Here is a 24737-nt window from a genome sequence, read left to right on the forward strand (position 1 = left end):
CTTAACCCTCTTCCACAAAAGATTTTACTGGGGGATTGTGTTGATGTACTATTTGTGTGATTCTATCCTCTACTAATTCATTCATATTAGGGATCTGTTTTAACCCTTTTTCAACCATATGCTTGGAAAAGTCAATATAGCGATCACAAATATTCAGTAAATAACTTTGTTGTTCATTTGATAATTCTCTTACCTTAATGTCGCTTTTCGGAAATGAGATTTTCTTTAATCCATCAAACACCAATGAACTGCCAATTTTAATAAATTGATTTCTCTCATTAAGCAATCTCTTTACGAAGAAAAGATTTGTGACAACCTCATTCCAGGAGCCCATATGAAAATATTCCAATAGTTGTGTAATCAAAGCACTCTCGATTACTTTAATGCTTGACATCAATTTTTCAATCGAATCAAATTCCTTTTGAAAAACTGTAATCTTATTTTCATTAATCTCTTTAATTCCCCTGGCAAGAGCCTTGATCATTTGGATATCGTCCGTCTCTGCAAGTAATTTATAATATAGCCCGCTATAATAATCACCTGCTAAAACTGTCAACTGTCTGATTTTCAGGCTGTCTTTTTCTTCTTCATTCATCTGATCATTTGAAATATCTTCATGGGTGTCTAGTGCAATCTGAATAAGCATCGTTGTCAAGGCATAATTTTGCATTTGATTGTTAGACAATTCGAGTTTGTCCAAAATTGAAATGAGGATAAGAAGTTTATCTTCATCAATCTGTGGAGTTTGAATAAATTTGAGCAAGTATGGATGAAATACTTTTTGTTCTACAAGCTCCTTTATTTCTGCTAATGTTGTTCGAATGTCAGCCAATCTAATCACCCTTGCTTCCCCAAAATAATCGGTCATTCCATTTATTATCAAAAAACATGTTTGCTCTGATCCCTTTGTATTACCAATTTCACTGATTGGCGAGCCCCTAAGGGCGATGATTGGGCCTAGTTGCCTTTATGTGCTGGCAAAATTTATGGATATAAATTCTGATTAGCTAAAAAATAAGGCAGACACAATTATATCATAAAAGATTTTTTCTGGGCAGAAATTCACAAAATAAAAACAATTCAACGCCGATAGGAATAACGAATCAAGAATGATAGCGATTATCAAAATCGTCTTTTCTAATTTACTTTTTTATTTCACTTTCAATTTCACCAAAGTTTGAAAGAATTCTTGCATTCCCTCTTATTTTAATTGCTGATGTATGTTCAGTAAATTGGGCGATCATTACCTCACCTTTATCAAGCTTTTCTGAATGATGGAATTTTGTATCAGAGCCTCTTGTCAAACCAATTACACTTACACCGTCATCGACAGCTTTGATAATAATATAATCATTATTTTGCGTACCGTTTTTTTCCATATTATCACCCCTAATACTAGTGGTACTCAATTGCTTTAGGATTAATACTTAATAAGTGTTAATACTTCTGAACGAGCTTTTGAATCTTCTTTGTAAACTCCACGAGCTGCTGTAGTAACCGTTTTTGCTCCTGGCTTTTTTACTCCACGCATTGTCATGCACATATGTTCTGCTTCAACGACAACCATCACGCCATGCGGTTCCAACTTTTCCATAATGGCATTTGCAATCGTCGATGTAATTCTCTCTTGTAATTGTGGCCTTTTGGCAACAGCTTCAACAGCCCTCGCTAATTTACTAAGTCCTGTAACACGACCATTTCTTGGGAGATAGGCAACATGTGCTTTACCAAAGAAAGGTACTAAGTGATGTTCACACATTGAATAAAAAGGGATATCTTTAACTAAAACTAGTTCCTCATGATCTTCACTAAAAATCGTCTCAAAATATTGTTTTGGATCATCAGTTAAACCACTAAATACTTCTTCATACATTTTCGCTACTCGTTTTGGGGTGTCTAGCAATCCTTCTCGATTTGGATTTTCCCCGATTGCTTCTAAAATTAAACGCACCGCTTCTTCGAGCTGGGTACGATTCACTTCTGTCATGCTGTTTTTCCTCCTAATGAATATCTGTCTAGTATAAATGACAACTACATCTTAGCACAACCCTTTGAATTCAAGCAAAACGAAAAGCCTTTTCATATAGTTTTTTTAGCTTGTTTTAAAAGAAAAAAGCCATGGATATTCTCCATGGCTTTACTTAATTTCGCTTAAAACAATCAGTTTATGTAATTATTTTACTGCGTCTTTAAGAGCTTTACCTGGTTTGAAAGCAGGAACCTTGCTTGCTCCGATTTCGATTTCTTCCCCAGTTTGAGGATTACGTCCTTTACGAGCCGCACGTTCACGGACTTCAAAGTTACCAAAACCGATTAATTGAACTTTATCACCATTTTTTAATGCGTCTAAAATTGAATCAAAAACAGCATCAACTGCTTTTGTAGCGTCTTTTTTAGAAAGTTCGCTAGTTTCAGCTACTGCGTTTACTAGTTCTGTCTTGTTCATGCCATTCACCTCCTCCCAAAAATTTCTGAAAAACTTAGTAAATAAGATTACTTATCTACATTTCTAAACAGTTTTGCTAATTTCTATACGTCATAGTATTGTTTTAAGTTTCCAAAATAATAATTATACATATTTGGAAACATTAATCCTTTTTTTCATTAAAAACCTTTAATATAAAGGGTTTAAGGACTATAACGGTAATTCTGTTAAAAGATTATCATAATCATATCAGCATATCAAGAAAATTTCATTAAATAATGGTAATCTTTTCATTAAAGACTGAATAATTATAGTACATTACCCTTTTTTTACTTTTTTTAGGCGATAAAACAAAAAAAAGACTCCTTATTGGAGCCTTCAAATATTATAGAATTATGGCAATTAAGCCCCCAGATCCTTCATTAATAATTCTTTCGAGCGTTTCCTTTAATTTATATCTCGCATTCTCAGGCATTAATGATAACTTTGCTTGAATGCCTTCACGGACAATTGAGCTTAAGCTACGTCCAAAAATATCTGAATTCCAGATACTAAGCGGATCATCCTCAAAATCCTGCATGAGATAGCGGACAAGTTCTTCACTTTGTTTCTCAGTTCCAATGATCGGAGCAAATTCCGACTCAACATCTACCTTAATCATATGAATCGAAGGAGCAACTGCTCTTAAGCGAACACCGAATCTAGCTCCTTGTCGAATGATTTCCGGTTCTTCAAGGCTCATATCTGAAAGCGTTGGAGAAGCGATACCGTAGCCAGTCTGCTTTACCATTTTAAGTGCATCAGAAATGTGATCATATTCTGCTTTTGCATGAGCGAAGTCTTGCATTAGCTCAAGTAGATGATCCTTTCCTCGGATCTCTACGCCAACAATTTCTTTCAATATTTCATCATACAATTCATCCGGAGCAAATAAATCAATTTCAGCAACACCTTGACCCATTTCAATTCCGGCTAGTCCTGCTCTTTCGATGAATTCAAAATCACTGAACTGTTGAACCACTCTATCAACATCTCTTAATCTCTTGATATCCTTTACCGTTTCTTTAACGGCATCTTGATAGTTTTCACGAAGCCAATGATTTTCTCTTAATACCATAACCCAACTTGGAAGATTTACATTCACTTCAAGGACAGGGAATTCAAATAATGCTTCACGCATTACATTAATGACATCACTTTCACGCATACTTTCAACACTCATTGAAATAACGGGTATATCGTATTTTTCAGCTAAATTTGCTCTCAGCGACTCTGTGCTTGGATGATGAGGTTGTGCACTGTTCACGACCATTATGAATGGCTTGCCTACCTCTTTCAATTCCTCAATAACTCTTTCTTCCGCATCAAGATAGCTACTGCGAGGAATTTCCCCAATTGTTCCATCCGTTGTAATCACTACACCAATTGTTGAGTGTTCTTGTATGACCTTCCTCGTACCAATTTCAGCTGCTTCATGAAATGGAATTGGTTCTTCATACCAAGGTGTTGTTATCATTCTTGGCCCATTTTCATCCTCGTAACCCATTGCCCCTGGAACTGTATATCCTACACAATCAACCAATCGAATATTTACTTCTAACCCTTCATCTACATAAATACTTGCAGCCTGATTTGGAACGAATTTTGGTTCAGTGGTCATGATGGTTTTTCCTGCCGCACTTTGAGGTAGCTCATCCTGTGTCCGTGCTCTTTCAGCTTCATTGACTATATTCGGTAAAACAACAAGTTCCATAAATTTTTTTATAAATGTTGATTTACCCGTACGTACAGCTCCTACCACTCCTAAATAAATATCACCGCCTGTTCTTTCGGCAATATCTTTAAAAACATCTACCTTTTCCAAGTGATCCCCTCCCGATCATAGAGTTAGTGGGATAATATTATCCTTCTAGGTAATTTTGGACAATATATATTTATGACGTTGTCCTATGTCGTTATGACAATTTTCTAAAATTTTTTTACCCCCTTATTAAAAATTAACTGAATCCACTGGTGTATTTCAGTCTAAACATATTAATCAAATAAAGGGATAAAAAAAAACCCTTCTCCTACAATATATTTCGCAGAAAAAGGGTTATGACAATTTGATGAAATTGATATTACTTTGATCATTATTTTTTTTCTAAAAAAACAGGTTGCTTGCGCGTTATATCAACTGTATACGGCAAAGAATAAGAAGGAACAAACATTGAATCATTTATCAATATTGATCGTATGTCCTCCCCAGGCTTAACTTGGAAGGTCCCCTTTTTCAGTGCCTGATATAAATCGGAACTATAATCTACATAAACTTCTGCATCCCCAGTGATGACGAATGGGAGATTTTGATTCGTAAATGGACTTACAGCATATGGCGGGGCATCAAAGCCTAGCTTCTTAAAATCTATAGAATAGACATTTTCCGCTATTTTCTTTTTAAAAGGTGGATACCCATACGCTTTTATTCTTAATTTTATTTCACGGATGGTTTCGGTAATCCTTAAATCAAATAATTTTACAGTTGGTTTTGTTTCCACATCAATTAATACATATTGAAAAAGTCCACCATTTTCATATGCATTACCAGGTGGTTCAGCTAGATATTTCGGCGTTATCTTTTTAAAATCTATTGGATACTTTTGATAAAGCGGTGTAGTTGCTTCTTTTGTTTTTATTGGAAGAATTCCACCGTTATCTTTTCTAAAAGAATCAACTGCCGTTTGAACGGTTTGGATCTGATCTTTATATGGTATTTGATTTTTCGACAAATCTTTATTAGGATACATGCATCCGGATAGAAGAATTGTTGTTAATGCAAGCAAACAGAAAATGGTTTTTATTCTCATAAGCTCAATCCTTTAATTAATGTTATGGTCAAGTTGCTTATGTAAAAAGCACAAAAATGATAATGATTCCTGAAACAATCATTAAAATATATGCAATGATTGCAGTCACAAAGCGAAGGACACCTTTCAATTTAAAACGGCTTAAATAAATCATCAAAATAGCAAGAAACATCAAGCCCATTCCCGCTATAGATATCCACATTTTCAACATCGATGGTGACATATTACTCCCCCTTTTTACCGAAAGTAATTATATCACAGGAATACATTCTAAAGAATATCATTATTAAAAACCTGTATATGTTTTAAATAGAATTCCCTATTAAGAAAAGCGCACAAGGTTTAGAAAAAGGAAAAACAACAAAAAAAAGACTGGAGAAAGAGGGGCGAACTCTTACTCCAGCCCAGTCGACTAAACAACCCTAACTCCCGATTCATTGTACCAGTTTGCTTCGTTTTATTGTATGCAAATCAATTCAAAAACGCATCCTTAAACACCCATTTTTTGAAATCATTTGCAAATTTTCTATTCCTCGCTTATTCTTTCTCCCAAAATATCGGTTAAGTCATCCATTTCATTCGTTTTACCGCGAGCCATTAGTATATCTACTGCATCTTTGGCATTCACACCATTAAATAATACATTATAGAGTGCCATGGTTATTGGCATTGATACCTGATATTTTTCAGCGAGCTGGTACCCTGCTTTAGTAGTACGTACACCCTCAACGACCATTCCCATATTTTCAAGTACATCTCCAAGTGTTTGCCCTTTACCAAGTAAATTTCCTGCTCTCCAGTTTCTTGAATGGACACTTGTACATGTTACAATCAAATCTCCAATTCCAGTCAAACCAGAAAATGTCAATGGATTGGCTCCCATTTTCGTTCCTAATCTTGCAATTTCTGCTAATCCTCGTGTTATTAAAGCTGCTTTAGTATTATCCCCATATCCAAGTCCATCTGTTATACCAGCAGCTAGGGCAATAATATTTTTTAAAGCCCCACCAATTTCAACACCAATTATATCAGGATTCGTATACACTCTGAAGTTTTGATTAAGGAAAAGATCCTGAACTTCTTCAGCCGCTTCCATATTTTCCGAAGAAACAGTAACAGTGGTTAGATAGTGTAAGCTTACTTCTTCAGCGTGGCTTGGACCTGAAAGCACTACTACATCCTTTAAGAGTTCATTTGGCATTTCTTGTTTAATTATTTCCGATATTCGCAAGAGAGTATCAGGTTCGATACCTTTGCTAACATGAACAATTGTAAGTGGAGATTGTTGTACAGCTTGAATTGTTCCAATTACTTCTCTGATCGCCTTGGTTGGAACTGCTAAAATGATTGTTTTAACTTCATTTAAGGCATCTTGTAATGAAGCATATCCAATAATGGATTCAGGTAGAATTATTTCAGGTAAATACTTCTTATTTGTGTGAAAAGAATTAATTTCTGTAACTTGGATTTCATTATGACTCCATAACCTTACCTCATGGCCATTGTCTGCTAAAACCATTGCAAGGGCCGTACCCCAACTTCCTGCACCGATTACAGCTATTTTTTCAGATTTCGAGTGCATACCATCACGACCTTGTTTGTTTATTATTTTCTTTCCCTAGTAAATATTCTTATAGGTGTCCCTTCGAATCCAAATGAATCTCTTATTCTGTTTTCAAGAAATCGCTCATAGGAGAAATGCATCATTTCAGGCTCATTGACAAAAACAATAAAAGTTGGTGGTTTAACAGCAACCTGTGTGACGTAATAAATTTTAAGACGTCTCCCCTTATCGGTTGGCGTTGGATTCATTGCAACAGCGTCCATAATGATATCATTTAAGACACTTGTCTCTACCCGCATTGCATGGTTTTCATTTGCCATATTAATCATAGGAAGTAATGTATGAATTCGCTTCTTTGTCTTAGCTGATAAAAATACAATCGGTGCATAATCAAGAAATAAGAAGTGTTCTCTAATCTTTTGCTCAAATGTCTTCATAGTCTTTTCATCTTTCTCAACTGCATCCCACTTATTTACAACAATAACAATTGCTCGTCCTGCTTCATGTGCATACCCAGCAATTTTCTTGTCCTGCTCAATGATACCTTCTTCAGCATCTATAACCACTAAAACAACATCTGAGCGTTCTATCGCCCTTAGAGCACGTAGTACGCTATATTTTTCCGTACTTTCATACACCTTTCCCTTTTTACGCATTCCCGCTGTATCAATGATGACATATTTTCCACCGTTATACGTATAAAGAGAGTCAACAGCATCCCTGGTAGTACCAGCAATGTCGCTGACAATTACTCGTTCTTCGCCCAAAATAGCATTCACTAATGAGGATTTCCCTACATTAGGACGGCCAATTAAGCTAAATTTCACTGTATCATCATCATATTCTTGCTGCTTATTCTTTGGAAAATGTTTTGCAGCCTCATCCAATAAATCACCAAGACCTAATCCGTGGGAACCTGAAATAGGCATAGGTTCACCAAATCCCAATGAATAAAAATCATAAATATGTTCACGCATCTCAGGATTATCTATTTTATTTACACCTAAAACGACAGGTTTCTTTGTTTTGTATAATATTTTTGCCACTTCTTCGTCGGCAGCTGTTACTCCTTCTCTTCCATTTGTTAAGAAGATAATAACGTCTGCTTCGTCAATTGCCACTTCAGCTTGTTGACGAATTTGTTCTAAAAAGGGTTCGTCGCCTAGATCAATTCCTCCTGTATCAATGAGATTAAACTCATGCGTTAGCCATTCTCCTGAGCTATAAATACGATCACGTGTAACACCTGGTATATCTTCAACAATAGAAATTCTTTCCCCAACAATTCGATTAAATATGGTTGATTTCCCCACATTTGGTCGTCCAACAATAGCAATAACGGGTTTTACCATTTTAGTCACCCTTTCATTTAAGTTTATGTTTATTTTTGGTTGTTTTTATTTATCATTAAGGCATTAAATTATCAACTATGTTTAAATGATAAAGAAACCCTTCTTGTTCAGAGAAGGGTCTAACTATACTATTTTAACAAAAACCAAGTGATAAGGAAAGGAGATTCGTGATAACGAGTATTTTAAGTTTGCTAAGATAATTTTTGTTTTTCCTTTTCGATAATATTAAAATAATTTTCGAAAAAGGATGCGAATTTTTCAATACAACTCCAGCCTAAAAGCAAAGCAGCTGTTAAGGCGCATGCATCAAGATAGGCAAATGAGCCGATTTGATATGGGAATTCATATCTACTTAAGATATAAGCATACAAAATTTCTCCTTGCATTGTCCCACTAATGATGATTAACAATCTTCCTCTTACTGTTTTTTCCAGTAATATAGATAAATATCCAATACAAATTCCCACCATCCATTCCTTTTTAAATATTAGCCAAATAGGATCAAATATTTCAAACAGGTGAAAAGTTACGTACGCAATGGACACAATGAAAGAACATATATAAAAGTAGATTATTGTTTTTCTTTTTTCACCACTAATAGCTGTGTAACAAATGATCAGAAGAAATAGTCCGCTTATATTTATTTCAAACCGCCAAAAGGGAAAGTGAATATTCGAAAGAATAATGACGAGTAATAAGGCTGTTGTTAATCTCCGCCTATATGAATTATCCTTTTTTAATATAAAGGTCAAATAAACCCAAATTGACCAGGAAATCCAATAAAACATTAATCCCTCCACTATTACATACCTCCTATTATCTCCATTATGGGTATGTAATATGTGCTTTCATACTACCTGTATAATCTTTTAGTTATGTATCATCTTAAAAAGAGGAGGTGTGTGAACATGGGAAAAGATAGACAGGAAAAAAAACTTAAAGCAAGTAAAAGAGTTGAATCCGATCGAGATCAGGCGTTACATTATTCCGGAGCAACAAAACTACAAAGCCCAGAAGAAGCAAGATCACTAAATGATTCAAAATAGGATCAATAAAATAGGATTTGTTAAATAAAGAAAACTCGTCGATTGGCGAGCCCCTAAGTCGACATATGGGTAGTTGCCCTTCTGCTTAGCTAACAAAAGAGGCTGGGACATAACTAGCTTCAAATAGTAAGAAAGGTGAATTTGAGCTTACTCAAATTCACCTTTCTCTATTTTGGGGTGTTAATTCTTCTATTACCTTAGTTGTTGGCAGTGAATTTTCTTAAATTCACTGCCATTAACGCGAGGCCCATTTCGTTTTCTACTTTCGATTTTCCTCGTACAGAAAACCGAGAGAAACGCAAATTAGCCTTCAAGAATCCAAAAACTGGTTCCACATCGATTTTGCGTTTTCGATAGATGGCACTCGTTTTCTCTTCTGAAAGCTTCTCTCTTACATATTCTTTTTGCTGTTCCCATTTTTCATTCACCATTAGTTTTCGATTGTTTCCTTCTTTTGCTTTTGTACATGATGAACGGAACGGGCATCCTGAACAGTCTTCGCACTCATAGATTTTGAACTTCCGTTGGAAGTCTGTACGGTCATTACGTATAGAATGATATTGAAATTTAAGAAGTTTCTGATTGGGACATGTATATGTATCTGTTTCTTCATTATACTGCCAATTGTCGGGATTAAATGTGTTTTGTTTATACTTTTTCTTTTGTTCTTTCAAATACATGTTATACGTAATAAGTGCTTCTCGTTTTCTGTTCGAAAGGATATCATTATAGTTTTGTTCACTACCATAACCTGCATCTGCGACAATGTGTTTCGGTAACTCGAAATAATGCTGCTCGATCTCATCTAGAAATGGAATTAACGTACGTGTATCTGTTGGGTTTGAAAATAAACTATAGGCAAGCGCGTATTGACCTTCCGTTGCGATTTGTACATTGTAACCTGCCTTCAATTGTCCGTTTTGCATATAATCATCTTTCATTCGCATAAATGTCGCATCCGGATCTGTTTTAGAATAGCTATTACGTGTGCCAAATATTTCAAAGTCTTGTTGGTATTTCTGTTTTCGTAAGACAAAATCAATCAACTGTTTACGCACTTGTTTCGGGTATTTACGTTCACTTCTTAAGGCTTTTCGTTCTAGAACGTCTGTCGATACTTCAATTTGTTTATCATACTCGGTTACGACATCGTCCACTTTTTTAACCAATTGAGCGATCTCTTCCAATGATAACTGTTCATCGCTTTCACATTTAATTTCAGGTATGATTTCGTTCTCAAGTAGTTCATTGTATAGCTGATTTGACTTTTCAATTAAACTTTGATGATATTTCTCAACCGATTTCTTCCAGACAAACGTAAATTTATTCGCATTTGCTTCAATCTTTGTGCCATCGATAAAAACCGCTTCTTGATCGATAAGTTTTTCTTCAATCAATTGGCAACGGAATTGGACGAAACATTGGCGGATTAAATCTTTCACTTCTGATTGAACACGGAATCGGTTTATTGTGCGGTAGCTTGGTTCATGTCCTTGAGCCAGCCACATCATACGGATACTATCTTTTAATAAGGCTTCAATTTTACGCCCTGAAAAGACAGATTGTGTGTAGGCACATAAGATAATTTTAAGCATCATGCGTGGATGATAGGCTGGGCAACCCTCATTTCGAAGAAATGGTTCGAACGCTTCATGAGGGATACTTTCAACTAAATGATGGACATGGTAGGCAATATCATTATTTTGTAATTTTACTTCTAAATCTAAAGGCAAAACTAATTGATTCATGATATAATTTTTGAACATAAGGACCCTTCTTTCGGATGAAATTTGGTGTGGTAACTTTATTTTATCAGAAGTGGCCCTTATTTTTATTGGAAAATAATCAAAGCCGGTGAAATTTTACTTATCGTAAAATTCCACCGGCTTTTTCATCTCAGAGGTGGGTTTTGTCCCAGCCTCTTTTGTAAATTTACCTCTGACTATATTTTGCTGTATTAATCCCTCTTTGATTTAGCCAGTGATACGTACTTCCTGATATCATCAACGGAGCATTTTTTAGGTCTGAAATTGTTTTTGCTCCCATTGCAGCCATAATAAAAGACAATTCGTGATGTAGCAATGCAATCTCAGCTTGTAATGCCTCCATGCCACTATCTAGTAGGACTTTTAAAAACAAACCTGCTATCCCTACTGCGTCTGCACCTAATGCAATGCATTTAGCAATATCAAGACTTGACCGGACACCACCTGATCCTATAACAGAAGGATGGTTAGCTACATCAACTGCTTCCAAGATAGAAGTTGGTGTTGGAATTCCCCAGTTATTAAAGAAGGAAAGGGATCTCTCTCTTCGTTTGTTTTCAATCTCTGCAAAGTTTGTGCCCCCAGTCCCTCCTACATCAACGAAAGAAACTCCAATTTCGGATAGTTCAGTGATCGTTTCTCGGGCCATTCCAAACCCAACCTCTTTTACAATAACAGGAACATCTACTTCCTTCATAATAGCTTCAATCCTACGTAGGACACCCGTAAAATCCCGATCCCCTTCAGGCATGGTTAATTCTTGGACAACATTTAGATGTAATTGCAAAGCGTTTGCCTCAATCATTTCAATTGCCCTTTTTGCGTGTTCTGGTGTTGCCTCGCTACCTAAGTTAGCAATAATAATGCCATTTGGATTCTCTTTCCGAACCACCTCGTACGTATACCTTTGTGATTCATCCTTTATTGCAGACATTTGTGAACCAACTGCCATTGCGAGTCCCGTCATTTTGGCAACCATAGCAAATTCTTTATTTATTCGATATGTTTTTTCATCGCCACCACCGGTCATTGCATTGATAAAAATTGGCGAACTTAAACGAAGTTCGCCAATTTTATGATCCAAACGAATATCTTCTACATTTATTTCAGGTACACTTTGGTGAATAAATTGGATATCTTCAAAAGCAGAATAACGCTTTTGTTCACTTTCAAGTGCATATCGAATGTGGTCCCATTTTCTTTCAGATCTTGACACGAAATATCACCATTATTTTCCTAGATTTTTTAACATGTCTCCAATTACTTCACCAAGTTGGAAGCCTTTTGACTCCTCAGGTAGAACATAATCGAAATTTTCCTCAGTATCCTTTTCAAGAAGCTCCTTTATACTTAGCGAAATGCGCTGTTCTGCTTCATTAACTTCAAGCACTTTGACTTTCACTTCTTGTCCTTCCTTTAAAACCTCATGTGGTGTACCGATATGTTTATGAGCTATTTGAGAAATATGGACAAGACCTTCTACCCCCGGTAGTACCTCTACAAATGCTCCATAGGGAACTAACCTTTTTACAACACCCGTTAAAACGCTACTCTTAGGCGCTTTTTCAGAAAGATTTACCCATGGTCCTGGGGTTGTATCCTTTATTGATAAGGAAATACGCTCATTATCACGGTCAACCTTCAATACCTTAACTTGAACCTTTTGCCCTTCTTCAACAACATCTGCTGGTTTTTCAACATGTTCATGGGATAGTTGTGAAATATGGACAAGTCCATCTATTCCACCGATATCTACAAATGCACCAAAATCAGTTATTCTTTGAACAGTGCCTTCAAGTAATTGTCCAACAGAAAGTGATTCAAGCAATCCTTTTTTCTTATTTCCCTTTTCTTGTTCAACAACAGCACGATGAGAAAGGATTAATCGGTTTTTTTCTTTTTCAAATTCAACGATTTTAAAAGAAAGTTTTTGCCCTTTATAATCGGAAAAGTCTTCAACAAAATGCGCTTCAACAAGTGATGCTGGAACAAATCCACGTACACCTAAATCAACAACAAGGCCACCTTTAACAACATCTTTTACTTCTGCGTCAAAAACCTCGTTGTTTTTAAATCTTTGCTCTAAATCTTCCCATGCTTTTAGAGCATCTACTTTTCGCTTCGAAAGTATTAAAGCATCTTCCTCAACTTTTAAAACTTCCAGGTCCAGCTCGTCGCCTTCTGTAACTGCGTCAGACGCTTTTTCAATATGGAGACTAGAGAGCTCGCTAATAGGGATAATTCCATCCACTTTGCTAAATGGGATATTCACAACAACCTGTTTTTCTTCTACTTTTGTAACTTGCCCTTTTACATGGTCGCCAATCTCATAATTTTTCACTTCTACTTGATTCATATCTTCCGACATATGTATTCCTCCTTAATCCAATGACTACAACTATATGATGTGGCAAATACAATATATTTACCTTATTACCTTTAAAATAAGAATATTCAAAAATATCTTCTTTTTATAAACTTCTTACAAAAGTCACCTTTTGTCAAGTGGAAGCCTATTTATTCTCCAGAATAAGTTTGTGGATTTCAGACATTATAAATTCAGTAACTTCTTCAGCAGATGCTTTTTGTTTTCTCATTTCAGTGATTTCAATTGGCTTTCCGTAAACTACCTTGATTTTATGAAAAATCTTATATGGGCCAATAATGGCACATGGGACAACCATCGCATTTGATCTTGAAGCAAAGAAACCAGCTCCAGATAACCCTTTTCCAAGTTCACCAGTTTTACTCCTAGTTCCTTCAGGAAATAATCCCAAGATATTTCCTTCTTTTAAAATAGTTAAACCTTTTCTTAATGCATCCCTATCACTCATACCTCTTTTAACTGGAAAGGCATTGCTTTTTCGGATAGCCCATCCCAAGACAGGAACAGAGAATAATTCTTCCTTCGCCATAAAATAGACAGGTCTTGGAATACTAAATCCTACAACTGGAGGATCAAAATTATTAATATGGTTCGAACAAATCAATACTCCGCCTTCAGCTGGGATATGTTCCAACCCCTCTATCTCAAAACGATATATTGATTTTAAAATACCTTTTGAAACTGCCCTTGCAAATGTATAAAATGTCACACTTATTCAATCCTTTCATGCACAAGAACCATTATTTTCTCCACCACTTCAAGGATTGAAAGAGATGTCGCATCAATTTCCACTGCGTCGGCTGCTTTTTTCAAAGGAGAACTTTCTCTTTCCGAATCAATTTTATCTCTGGTTGCAATTTCTTCTTTTAATTTTTCTAGATCCGAAGGGATGCCTTTTTCAATATTTTCTTTATGACGCCTTAATGCTCTCTCTTCAACACTTGCTAGTAAAAAAATTTTCACTTCAGCATTTGGCAGAACGTGAGTACCGATGTCTCGTCCATCCATAACTACTCCACCATCAAATGCAAATTTTTGTTGCCTTTTCACCATTTCCTCACGTACTTTTTGCTGTTTGGCGACATATGACACTGAATTGGTAACGATATTGGAACGAATTTCTTTTGTCACATCTTGATGATCTAAAAATACTGATTGTCCGTTGATGGAAGGTACCAACTTAATATCAGTTTTTAAAAGGATTTCATACAATTCATCTGCGTCTTCTAAATTAAGTTTATTAGTTATAGCTTTATATGTTAGTGCTCGATACATAGCACCAGTATCAATATAGATATAGGATAATTTCTCTGCAATAATTTTTGCCACCGTACTTTTCCCAGCCGCTGCTGGCCCATCAATGGCAATTGAAAATTTCTTTTCCATATTTCCTCCTAAAACCGCACAAAAATAAGTTTGTTTTATATGCTTATTTTACCATAATTTTAGTTTCTTTTTCAAAAACTATTCCCCATTAAACGTTTCTAGTATTTCAGTATATGAATTCTTGTTTACACCTTCATATTTTGTCAGTTGCTTTAATTGCGGGAAAGCATCCAATTGATGAAGAATGACCTGAGACAAAAGAAGGAATATGAATTGGATAATAGCTAGTTTTATTAAAACTCTTTCGACAGTTTTCAAATTATCACTCCTCTAACACAACATATTTGTATTATTGGAGTGTAATCTTCGTTTTATTCTACTGATGCAGTTCCTTCCTCCTAATTTCCAACTGTCGATCAAAACAAAATCGCAAAAGAAGCTGCCTTTCCTGGCTAGTAATATCATTAAATTGCAATGATATTTTGTTTCTTGTTTCATTAAAGTCAAAGATTCTAGCAATTTGACCAGGTAGTTTCATATAATGATATTCTCCGTTTTGCAAGACTAAAACAAGCCAAATTTGAATTTTCATTCCTTGTTTGAGGCTAGACTCAATGGGAACAAGGAAAGATACTCCACCCGCACTAATATCATCCGCGACGCATGCAAATGGGGGAAATTCAAAATCAAGTGGGTGGACTGCAATATCCACAGAAGTTTCAATTCGAACATACTGGCGACGTTGTATTTTTCTTACATTTTCATTCCCTGGATATGAGATAATTAGCATTGGAATATTCTTTTTAATCCTACCTTTAATTTCTGTTTCAAACTTAAAGACAGATGATCCATCAGGTCCAACAAATGAAACATTTAATTGTGTGCCATCTAACAAGAAAACAGTCCGATTCGTTTCTAAACTTAACGGATAATCAATATAATAATCATTGCCTTTCCTATCCACAAGCCTGCATTTATATTTTTCCGATTGGTCTGAATTCTTTAGCTCTAGCGTTAAAACATCCCCAATATGTAACATGTTTTTTCACACCCTCTTTTTCCCATAGAAACCTTACTTTTTATTATTACATTTTATAAAAAAAAGGAAAAGCACTATCGCTTCTCCTACATTACATCTTTATATACTTCTTCGGCATTTTTTTGTTTTTGAACTTCTTCTTCAAATCCACTTTTCGCATTTATAAAAATCCGGTAGGTATCTGATCCAATAGTCCCAAGGAATTCATAACATAAAACTTCTTGATTTAAATCATTCATAATAATTGCTTCCCGTTCTTCCATTATCTTTAAATTAGGGTTAACTTTTGAACGTGCCTGTTTATTTGTAATCGAAGGCGCAGCAATCTTTCTTGGATGATGCGATTTCAAGTATTCATCTGCAGAAAACCCAACAATATTTCCATTATCTAATGCCACTTTTACTTTGATCGTTTCAGAATACACCCTTATATTATTTATATTTGTCACAAAATTAAAGACACCGATATTGTCATATTGTGTGCTCTCAAACAAAATTAAATTTTTAAAATCTGTTTCTTTTAAAAAGGCACTAGCCTTTTTACCCGCTTCATTTAAGCTAATAGACTGTTTGGGCACATTTCGAGAATTGATAAACCAGATAGGATATCCACCTTTTTTAGTTATATCCATACTTGCTTCCATATTTTTCGTTGGTTTTTTTAGCGAAACACTATAAAATCCGTAATCTGAACCTTTGCCGCTTTCTGTTACTGATACATCTGTGTTTCCATTAAATTTCATATATTTTTTTGCGATCTTTATCGCATCAACTCTTGTAATTTTTTTGCCTTTAACATTTTTAAAATTTTCATCCTTTTGTTGCAAATTTGCAAATGTAGGGCCAAGATCTGTTTCATCATAGCCTGAAACGGTATTTTCAACTGCTTTAAAGCCATCGATAATTGTATTATCTGACATTTCCTTTCCAGATGCGAGTGCCATTTCTACATCCATCCAACGTAGGTTATTTTTCAAAACCATATGTTGAACATTTCTAAGTTCATTTTGTATATCACCAGATTGCTTGTAAAGCAACTTTAATGTAGAGTATTCCTTTGTTGTTAATGGTTCTTTATCTAAATCCCTAACGGCTGTTCGATAGCTGAAATTTCCTATTTTCGTTAAAAAATCTTCCGTCCTGTTAAACGGTAGCAATGTTAATGGCAATTGACCTACATCACTATGAGCCTGGGAAGTGATTCTCCATACTTCCGTTAAAGCAGGCGATTGTGATTTACGAGAGTTCATTGCGAGTGATGTCCCTATTTTGTCATGCAATAAATCTACTTGATAGGACAAATCATGGAAGGCACGTTGATAATTATTTTCAGCATTTATAAGGATAGCGTTTTTTTCCTTATGTTCTTGATATCCCCAATAGGCTGTTCCAGCAACACCGACAGCAAGAACACCTATTAATATTCCTCTAATCAATTCTAGTCACCCCTTCACTTGCAAAATATATGTTTCCCAATTCGTTTAATTTGTGGTCTGGACCAGATCCATGAACTAGTAGCAGTTGCAGGATTGAAATAATACAATGCTTCACCTGTCGGATCCCAGCCATTAATTGCATCTAAAACTGCCTTTTTGGAAGTTTTATTTGGGGTTAGCCATATTTGACCGTCTGCAACAGCAGTGAAAGCTCCTGGTTCAAAAATAACTCCTGAAACCGTGTTTGGAAATGATGAGCTATTGATTCTGTTTAGAATGACGGCCGCAACTGCAACTTGCCCTGTATAGGGCTCCCCTCTTGATTCCCCGTAAACAGCATTTGAGATTAATTGAATATCATTTTGCGAAAACCCATTTGGTGTGTTTGCCGCTGTAGGTTTATTAGCTTTTGCAGCCCTCTTTTTAGGCGGACTCGACACTGTTTGATTTCTAACACTTGTTTTATTATATTTGGTTACCCTTACCAGCCTATTTTTTGTTGTTTGTCCTGCAAGTCCATCGATCGGCTGTCCAAATTCATATTGGAAATTTCTCAATGCCCAATATGTACTCCACCCAAAAACCCCATCAATTTTCCCGTGGTAAAAGCCAATATATTTGAGCCTTGATTGAAGTTCAATTACATCCTTTCCAACTGCCCCACGTTGAATAACTTGATTGGAAAATGCGTATACCCTTTGATGACCCTCAAATTGCGACAACGGCAGAAAACAAAGGGAGATTAGTAAAAAAGACTGTATTAGAACTTTTTTCCTTTTCATAAAGTAAGAACCCCCATAATTTAAATCTTTTAACATGATCCTATTTTTTGTTCTAAAGGAAATTTTATTCAAAAAATAAAATTTTCCCCCCCTTATCGATATTTAGAATTATTTAAGAACTTTGAGTATTATCAAAAAAATAAAACCCTTCATTAAGAATGAAGGGTCAGGCTGTCGAAAAACCCTTAAACAGCTTATTATTTCGCGCAGATTCTTTAACGATTAACCGCGTTAATTTGTCATAATGATATTAGTATATTAGCTTTGTAACTGGTCTGTTGATTTCCGCTCCAGGCGCTCCCTTTCCGCGGGCGTGCCGGGAGCTTCCTCAGCGCTGAAGCGCTTGCGGGATCTCCCCTGTCCCGTACTCCCGCAGGAGTGGAGCGCCTTCCACTCCAATCAACAGAGTGTCTTTCAATAAAGAACTTACGTTCAACTAATAAATAATAAAAAAAGTGGTGAAATCAATGTTTAAGCCAAAAGAGTCTAGTCAAAATGAATATGAATTTGTATCTATTGATGAATTAGTGCCTGATGATCATCTACTTCGTTTGATTGATAAATATATTGATTTTTCGTTTCTTCTAGAAAAAATCCGCCAATATTACAGCGATGATAATGGACGCCCAACTGATCCCCTTATTCTTTTTATAATGATGTTTATTGGTTATATTTATGGCATTCGTTCTGAACGCCAACTAGAGAGAGAAATTAGAACAAACGTTGCCTATCGCTGGTTTTTAGGTCTAAAATTCAAGGACTCTGTACCTCATCACTCAACGATTAGTTGAAATCGTCAACACCGTTTTAAGGATACTACTATTTTTCAGGAGATTTTTGATGAGATTGTACTTCTAGCAATAAATCATAAGATGGTTGGCGGACGTGTTTTATTTACGGACTCTACACATTTAAAGGCAAATGCAAATAAAAACAAGATTACGAGACAAGAAGTGGAAGTAGATACTCGAGAATATTTTGATGACTTAAACAAGTCGATTGAAGAAGATAGACTTAAACACGGAAAAAAGCCATTAAAAGAAAAGGACGAAGTAAAAGAAACTAAGGAAATTCGTGTAATTACTACTGACCCAGAATGTGGTTTTATGTCCCGTGAAAATAAACAAGAAATGTTCTGTTATCTTGACCACCGAACTACGGATATAAAGTTAAATATAATTACTGACGTTTATGTTACATCTGGCAATGTTCATGTTTCATGTTCATGATTCTGTTCCCTATCTTAGTAGGTTGGACCGTCAGGTCCAACGATTTGGATTTAAGGTGGAAGCTGTAGCATTAGATTCAGGGTATCTTACAAATCCCATTTGCAAAGGACTTTCTGATCGGAAAATTTTTGGAGTCATTGCCCATAGAAGATACCATCCTACTACTGGTTTATTTCCCAAATGGAAATTTACATACGATAAAGATCGTGACCTGTACATATGCCCCAACAACAAAGAATTAACCTACAAAACTACAACCCTTGAGGGATATAGGGAATACAAATCTGATTCGAAGAAGTGTACGAACTGCCCATTTTTATCCCAATGTACACGCTCAAAAAATAAAGTGAAAGTTGTAACACGTCATGTTTGGGAGGAGCACAAAGAAAAGGTAAGTTTAAATCGCTTATCTAAATCTGGAAAAATACTTTATAAATTTGGAAAGGAAAAAATTGAGCGAAGCTTCGCAGACTCTGGAAGAGCTGCATGGGCTTCCGCTATTGCCGGTTACGGGGATTGAAGAATGCATCCGAGCAGACTCTCCTTACTGCCGCATGCCAAAATATAAAAAGATTGCAACACATTTAGCTAAATTGGAAAAAGTGTGTTGCAATACTTTAAGTTGATTTACCCCCTGTTGATTGGAGCGGAGGGCACTCGACTCCTGCGGGATATAGAGGTCACTGGAGACCCCGCAGGCGGTAACGCCGAGGAGGCTTCAGGACCTCCCCGCGGAAAGCGAGTGCCTGGAGCGGAAATCAACAGGCCCATTTGCAGAGAGCTTTGATAAATTTGGTATTCGGATTCTGAGAAAATAAAAATTGCCGAGAAAAATACCCCTTTCTCGACAATCTGGAGGCTGGGACAAAACCCACCTCTGAGATGAAAAAGCCGGTGGAATTTTACGATAAGTAAAATTTCACCGGCTTTGATTATTTTCCAATAAAAATAAGGGCCACTTCTGATAAAATAAAGTTACCACACCAAATTTCATCCGAAAGAAGGGTCCTTATGTTCAAAAATTATATCATGAATCAATTAGTTTTGCCTTTAGATTTAGAAGTAAAATTACAAAATAATGATATTGCCTACCATGTCCATCATTTAGTTGAAAGTATCCCTCATGAAGCGTTCGAACCATTTCTTCGAAATGAGGGTTGCCCAGCCTATCATCCACGCATGATGCTTAAAATTATCTTATGTGCCTACACACAATCTGTCTTTTCAGGGCGTAAAATTGAAGCCTTATTAAAAGATAGTATCCGTATGATGTGGCTGGCTCAAGGACATGAACCAAGCTACCGCACAATAAACCGATTCCGTGTTCAATCAGAAGTGAAAGATTTAATCCGCCAATGTTTCGTCCAATTCCGTTGCCAATTGATTGAAGAAAAACTTATCGATCAAGAAGCGGTTTTTATCGATGGCACAAAGATTGAAGCAAATGCGAATAAATTTACGTTTGTCTGGAAGAAATCGGTTGAGAAATATCATCAAAGTTTAATTGAAAAGTCAAATCAGCTATACAATGAACTACTTGAGAACGAAATCATACCTGAAATTAAATGTGAAAGCGATGAACAGTTATCATTGGAAGAGATCGCTCAATTGGTTAAAAAAGTGGACGATGTCGTAACCGAGTATGATAAACAAATTGAAGTATCGACAGACGTTCTAGAACGAAAAGCCTTAAGAAGTGAACGTAAATACCCGAAACAAGTGCGTAAACAGTTGATTGATTTTGTCTTACGAAAACAGAAATACCAACAAGACTTTGAAATATTTGGCACACGTAATAGCTATTCTAAAACAGATCCGGATGCGACATTTATGCGAATGAAAGATGATTATATGCAAAACGGACAATTGAAGGCAGGTTACAATGTACAAATCGCAACGGAAGGTCAATACGCGCTTGCCTATAGTTTATTTTCAAACCCAACAGATACACGTACGTTAATTCCATTTCTAGATGAGATCGAGCAGCATTATTTCGAGTTACCGAAACACATTGTCGCAGATGCAGGTTATGGTAGTGAACAAAACTATAATGATATCCTTTCGAACAGAAAACGAGAAGCACTTATTACGTATAACATGTATTTGAAAGAACAAAAGAAAAAGTATAAACAAAACACATTTAATCCCGACAATTGGCAGTATAATGAAGAAACAGATACATATACATGTCCCAATCAGAAACTTCTTAAATTTCAATATCATTCTATACGTAATGACCGTACAGACTTCCAACGGAAGTTCAAAATCTATGAGTGCGAAGACTGTTCAGGATGCCCGTTCCGTTCATCATGTACAAAAGCAAAAGAAGGAAACAATCGAAAACTAATGGTGAATGAAAAATGGGAACAGCAAAAAGAATATGTAAGAGAGAAGCTTTCAGAAGAGAAAACGAGTGCCATCTATCGAAAACGCAAAATCGATGTGGAACCAGTTTTTGGATTCTTGAAGGCTAATTTGCGTTTCTCTCGGTTTTCTGTACGAGGAAAATCGAAAGTAGAAAACGAAATGGGCCTCGCGTTAATGGCAGTGAATTTAAGAAAATTCACTGCCAACAACTAAGGTAATAGAAGAATTAACACCCCAAAATAGAGAAAGGTGAATTTGAGTAAGCTCAAATTCACCTTTCTTACTATTTGAAGCTAGTTATGTCCCAGCCTCTTTTTGAACAGGATATTGTTTTTTAAAGTGATTGGCACTTAATACTTTCGCCATTTTCACCTTTTTTAATCCTAGCCACCAGAGAAAAATCATAAACGGAAAAATAACAAAAATCCAGTGTTCTTGAGAAATCAAAATATAATCATAGAATCCGTGTAAACCGAAAGGTACTATTAGTGATAAAACTATCCATTTATATTTTGAATTTGCGGTAAACTTTGCCTTACCAATATAAAAACCCATTATTACTCCAAAAAGGGCATGGCTTGACACTGGGAGAAGTGCACGGGAAAGTGCATGTTCAACCCCATTTCCTACCAAATAGAATATATTTTCAAGCGTCGCAAATCCGAGCGAAACAGAAGCACCATATACAATTCCATCAAAGGGTTCATCGAAGGCAACATGCTGGTAAACAGCATAGAAAAGGATAAACCACTTAAAGAATTCCTCTAGCATGCTTGAGGATATAAATGCATCAGTCCAATTAGAATGAATTACACCCTCAACACCGAGAACATGTTGGATAAACATGATTGGAAATACAAGAAGTGCTCCATATATAAATGTTCTAAGAACAACAGAGATCGGCTCGGCATCATATTCGTCTTTTAAATAAAAATAACTGAGTAAAGCTAAACCTGGAGCAATTCCAGCCGATAATATTCCCAACATGCATGATCCTCTTTCCATTCATTTTCTTTAGTTTAACATGTTATGTTTCTAAAGAATATATGGATAGCGCAAGCTTCCTAAAAAGGAACGTTAACTTTAATCCAATGATTTGACCTTTGCATCCAGCCGGTCAAAGCTCTACGCTAAACAATTCCTTTTGTCCAATAAGAGTTAAATTCTACTAAAATAATGCTTAGAAATTTATATCCATCAATCCACTTGCGAGAGCAACTGCTAATTTAATTCTTGCCTTTTTCGAATCATTGTCACTGCCAAGAATAACACCTTTGTTATAAAGGTCATAGGCACTACCTTTATAATCATATGTTGTATAGACAGCGCCTTCTTCAGCACTTGTTGTTATGACTATTTTTATTCCATCGGCAATTGCCTTTTCAATTTCAATCATCATTTCCGGTGCTACTTGCCCACGACCAACCCCTTCAAGGACAATACCTTGAACGGAACTATCTCTCGCTGCTTTAATAAACTTTCCATCTGCTCCAATATAGCATTTAATAATTTCAACTTGAGGAATCGGAGATTTAACGTTAAAGTACTCTCGTTTAACTGGCTTCTGGAAAACATGTACTTCATCATTATCAATAATTCCGAGATACCCAAAACCAAATGAGTTAAATCCCTGAATATTAGAAGCATGCTCTTTCTTTACATACCGTGCTGCAAAAATTCTTTCATTAAAAATAACTACTGTCCCAACTCCTCTTAAGTCATCCGAATAGGCAGAAAAAATAGCATGCCTTAAATTAATATATACATCACTTCCTAAATCCTCTGGTGAGCGCTGCGAGCCTGTAACAATAACAGGCCTATCATCCTTAATTGTTAAGTCTAGGAAATATGCAGTTTCCTCCATAGTATCCGTACCGTGTGTCACTACCACCCCTGATACATCTGGGTCATCAAAATACATTTCAATTTTATCTTTTAACACAACTAAATCGTCAAAAGTAATATGGATACTTGCTTTTTGAAATACAGATTCAACAATTACTTCAATTTGCTCAGGTAAGTTACACATGGCAGCTAGTTCTTCCCCTGTTATGGCGCCTGAAGCTAATTTACCAGATTCTTTATTTGGCCTACTTGCAATGGTGCCACCTGTTGTCAATAATACAACCTTTTTCATTTATCTCACCTATCCATCATTTATAATGTTATGACTTGTCTTGCCAATTTATATTATAAAACTTATTTTCCAGCTTTTTTTTAACATCATTAGCTATTTTCTCACCATGAAATCTTCCATTTTCAATAAAAATCTCATTTGCATTATTCCCAGCTGCGATTACCCCAGCAATGTAAATCCCCTTCACATTCGTTTCCATCGTATCAGGGTCAAATTGAGGTCTACCTGACTCCTCTTCTATTTTGATTCCCATTGTTTTTAAAAATTGATGTTCGGGATGGTAGCCCGTCATTGCAAAAACAAAGGAATTTTGGAGTTCAATTTGTTCCCCATTCTTTTCATAAATAACCTGGTTTTCCACTATTTCTTTAACGGTTGATTCGAATTCCATTTTAATTGTTCCATTCTTCACTAATGCAGTAAATTCAGGCAATATCCACGGTTTGATGCTCGAAGAATATTCACTGCCTCGATATAGAACCGTTACTCTAGCTCCAGCTTTCTCCAATTCAATTGCAGCGTCAATACTGGAATTTTTTCCACCAATAACACACACGTCTTTATCAAAAAAAGGGTGAGCCTCTTTGAAATAATGGAAAACCTTTGGTAAATCTTCTCCTGGTACATTCATATAGTTTGGATGATCATAATAACCCGTTGCAACCACAACAAATGGTGCTATATAAACTTTTTTATCCGTTATAATTCGAAAAGTTTTATCTTCCATATTAATCTTAATTACTTTTTCAAAAGCATTTATTCGTAACTTTTTTCGCTTTGCCACTTCTCGATAGTAGACTAATGCTTGATTTCGCTTCGGTTTATAGTTTTCCGTAACAAATGGTATTTCACCAATCTCTAATTTTTCACTTGTGCTAAAAAATGTTTGATGTGTTGGATAATGATAAATAGCATTTACAATATTGCCCTTTTCGATAATGAGAGGATTTTTCCCAATTTCTTGGAGCGCTATTGCAGCAGCTAATCCACAAGGACCTGCCCCAACTATTATTACATCTTCCTTTTGCAAAATTGA

Annotated in this window: 24 protein-coding genes and 1 pseudogene; 3 read left to right on the forward strand and 22 right to left on the reverse strand. The window is 35.8% G+C overall.

The annotated features are described in order from the left end of the window. Window position 1: 1 nt before the first annotated feature. The 10 genes from RCG20_RS04220 to RCG20_RS04265 form a co-directional block, all read right to left on the reverse strand. Window positions 2-841 (reverse strand): heptaprenyl diphosphate synthase component 1, encoded by an 840-nt coding sequence (locus RCG20_RS04220; protein ID WP_308182992.1) that lies wholly within the window; start codon window positions 839-841, stop codon window positions 2-4. A gap of 301 nt (window positions 842-1142) precedes the next feature. Beyond that, window positions 1143-1379, reverse strand: a complete 237-nt coding sequence (gene mtrB / locus RCG20_RS04225) for a trp RNA-binding attenuation protein MtrB (protein WP_308182993.1) — start codon at window positions 1377-1379, stop codon at window positions 1143-1145. 41 nt (window positions 1380-1420) lie between these two features. Then, entirely contained in the window at window positions 1421-1987 is a 567-nt protein-coding gene (gene folE, locus RCG20_RS04230) for a GTP cyclohydrolase I FolE (protein ID WP_308182994.1), read from the reverse strand. Between the two features lie 186 nt (window positions 1988-2173). Beyond that, window positions 2174-2446 (reverse strand): HU family DNA-binding protein, encoded by a 273-nt coding sequence (locus tag RCG20_RS04235; protein ID WP_308182995.1) that lies wholly within the window; start codon window positions 2444-2446, stop codon window positions 2174-2176. A 364-nt stretch (window positions 2447-2810) separates the two neighbouring features. Continuing rightward, entirely contained in the window at window positions 2811-4289 is a 1479-nt protein-coding gene (gene spoIVA / locus RCG20_RS04240) for a stage IV sporulation protein A (protein ID WP_308182996.1), read from the reverse strand. A gap of 268 nt (window positions 4290-4557) precedes the next feature. After that, window positions 4558-5271, reverse strand: coding sequence for a hypothetical protein (locus RCG20_RS04245; RefSeq protein WP_308182997.1), 714 nt, complete (start codon window positions 5269-5271; stop codon window positions 4558-4560). Window positions 5272-5308: 37 nt separating this feature from the next. Beyond that, complete coding sequence (locus tag RCG20_RS04250) at window positions 5309-5494, reverse strand: DUF2768 domain-containing protein (protein WP_308182998.1); 186 nt, start codon at window positions 5492-5494, stop codon at window positions 5309-5311. Between the two features lie 303 nt (window positions 5495-5797). After that, a complete protein-coding gene (locus RCG20_RS04255; RefSeq protein WP_308182999.1) occupies window positions 5798-6853 on the reverse strand; it encodes an NAD(P)H-dependent glycerol-3-phosphate dehydrogenase in 1056 nt (351 codons plus the stop codon). A 23-nt stretch (window positions 6854-6876) separates the two neighbouring features. Then, a complete protein-coding gene (der, locus tag RCG20_RS04260; protein WP_308183000.1) occupies window positions 6877-8187 on the reverse strand; it encodes a ribosome biogenesis GTPase Der in 1311 nt (436 codons plus the stop codon). A 191-nt stretch (window positions 8188-8378) separates the two neighbouring features. Beyond that, window positions 8379-8975, reverse strand: coding sequence for a YphA family membrane protein (locus tag RCG20_RS04265; protein WP_308183001.1), 597 nt, complete (start codon window positions 8973-8975; stop codon window positions 8379-8381). Between the two features lie 120 nt (window positions 8976-9095). Here RCG20_RS04265 and RCG20_RS04270 point away from each other — a divergent pair, with 120 nt between their 5' ends. Beyond that, complete coding sequence (locus RCG20_RS04270) at window positions 9096-9233, forward strand: YpzI family protein (RefSeq protein ID WP_308183002.1); 138 nt, start codon at window positions 9096-9098, stop codon at window positions 9231-9233. A gap of 197 nt (window positions 9234-9430) precedes the next feature. Here RCG20_RS04270 and RCG20_RS04275 read toward each other — a convergent pair whose 3' ends face one another. From RCG20_RS04275 to sleB, 9 genes are all read right to left on the reverse strand, one after another. Further along, complete coding sequence (locus tag RCG20_RS04275) at window positions 9431-10999, reverse strand: IS1182 family transposase (RefSeq protein ID WP_308181295.1); 1569 nt, start codon at window positions 10997-10999, stop codon at window positions 9431-9433. Window positions 11000-11165: 166 nt separating this feature from the next. Further along, window positions 11166-12215, reverse strand: a complete 1050-nt coding sequence (gene fni / locus RCG20_RS04280) for a type 2 isopentenyl-diphosphate Delta-isomerase (protein WP_308183003.1) — start codon at window positions 12213-12215, stop codon at window positions 11166-11168. Window positions 12216-12227: 12 nt separating this feature from the next. Further along, a complete protein-coding gene (gene rpsA / locus RCG20_RS04285) occupies window positions 12228-13367 on the reverse strand; it encodes a 30S ribosomal protein S1 (RefSeq protein WP_308183004.1) in 1140 nt (379 codons plus the stop codon). 145 nt (window positions 13368-13512) lie between these two features. Then, a complete protein-coding gene (locus RCG20_RS04290; RefSeq protein WP_308183005.1) occupies window positions 13513-14094 on the reverse strand; it encodes a lysophospholipid acyltransferase family protein in 582 nt (193 codons plus the stop codon). A gap of 2 nt (window positions 14095-14096) precedes the next feature. Then, window positions 14097-14771 carry a (d)CMP kinase gene (cmk, locus tag RCG20_RS04295; protein WP_308183006.1) on the reverse strand — a complete coding sequence of 225 codons (675 nt, stop codon included), beginning with the start codon at window positions 14769-14771 and terminating at the stop codon, window positions 14097-14099. A 78-nt stretch (window positions 14772-14849) separates the two neighbouring features. Further along, window positions 14850-15029 (reverse strand): YpfB family protein, encoded by a 180-nt coding sequence (locus RCG20_RS04300; protein WP_308183007.1) that lies wholly within the window; start codon window positions 15027-15029, stop codon window positions 14850-14852. A 58-nt stretch (window positions 15030-15087) separates the two neighbouring features. Further along, window positions 15088-15750 (reverse strand): flagellar brake protein, encoded by a 663-nt coding sequence (locus tag RCG20_RS04305; RefSeq protein ID WP_308183008.1) that lies wholly within the window; start codon window positions 15748-15750, stop codon window positions 15088-15090. An 86-nt stretch (window positions 15751-15836) separates the two neighbouring features. Then, window positions 15837-17186, reverse strand: a complete 1350-nt coding sequence (gene ypeB, locus RCG20_RS04310) for a germination protein YpeB (protein WP_308183009.1) — start codon at window positions 17184-17186, stop codon at window positions 15837-15839. Between the two features lie 14 nt (window positions 17187-17200). After that, on the reverse strand, window positions 17201-17968 hold the full coding sequence (gene sleB / locus RCG20_RS04315) for a spore cortex-lytic enzyme (protein WP_308183010.1): 768 nt from the start codon (window positions 17966-17968) through the stop codon (window positions 17201-17203). 467 nt (window positions 17969-18435) lie between these two features. Here sleB and RCG20_RS04320 point away from each other — a divergent pair. After that, a pseudogene (locus RCG20_RS04320) lies at window positions 18436-19785 on the forward strand (IS1182 family transposase). A gap of 423 nt (window positions 19786-20208) precedes the next feature. Continuing rightward, entirely contained in the window at window positions 20209-21777 is a 1569-nt protein-coding gene (locus RCG20_RS04325) for an IS1182 family transposase (protein ID WP_308181295.1), read from the forward strand. An 84-nt stretch (window positions 21778-21861) separates the two neighbouring features. Here the strand turns inward: RCG20_RS04325 and prsW are convergent, their stop codons facing one another. From prsW to RCG20_RS04340, 3 genes are all read right to left on the reverse strand, one after another. Next, complete coding sequence (gene prsW / locus RCG20_RS04330) at window positions 21862-22551, reverse strand: glutamic-type intramembrane protease PrsW (protein WP_308183011.1); 690 nt, start codon at window positions 22549-22551, stop codon at window positions 21862-21864. 193 nt (window positions 22552-22744) lie between these two features. Further along, entirely contained in the window at window positions 22745-23701 is a 957-nt protein-coding gene (locus tag RCG20_RS04335) for an asparaginase (RefSeq protein ID WP_308183012.1), read from the reverse strand. Window positions 23702-23729: 28 nt separating this feature from the next. Then, complete coding sequence (locus RCG20_RS04340; protein ID WP_308183013.1) at window positions 23730-24731, reverse strand: YpdA family putative bacillithiol disulfide reductase; 1002 nt, start codon at window positions 24729-24731, stop codon at window positions 23730-23732. Window positions 24732-24737 lie beyond the last annotated feature (6 nt).

The sequence above is a fragment of the Neobacillus sp. PS3-40 genome (genome assembly GCF_030915485.1).
Lineage (GTDB): Bacteria > Bacillota > Bacilli > Bacillales > Cytobacillaceae > JAUZPL01.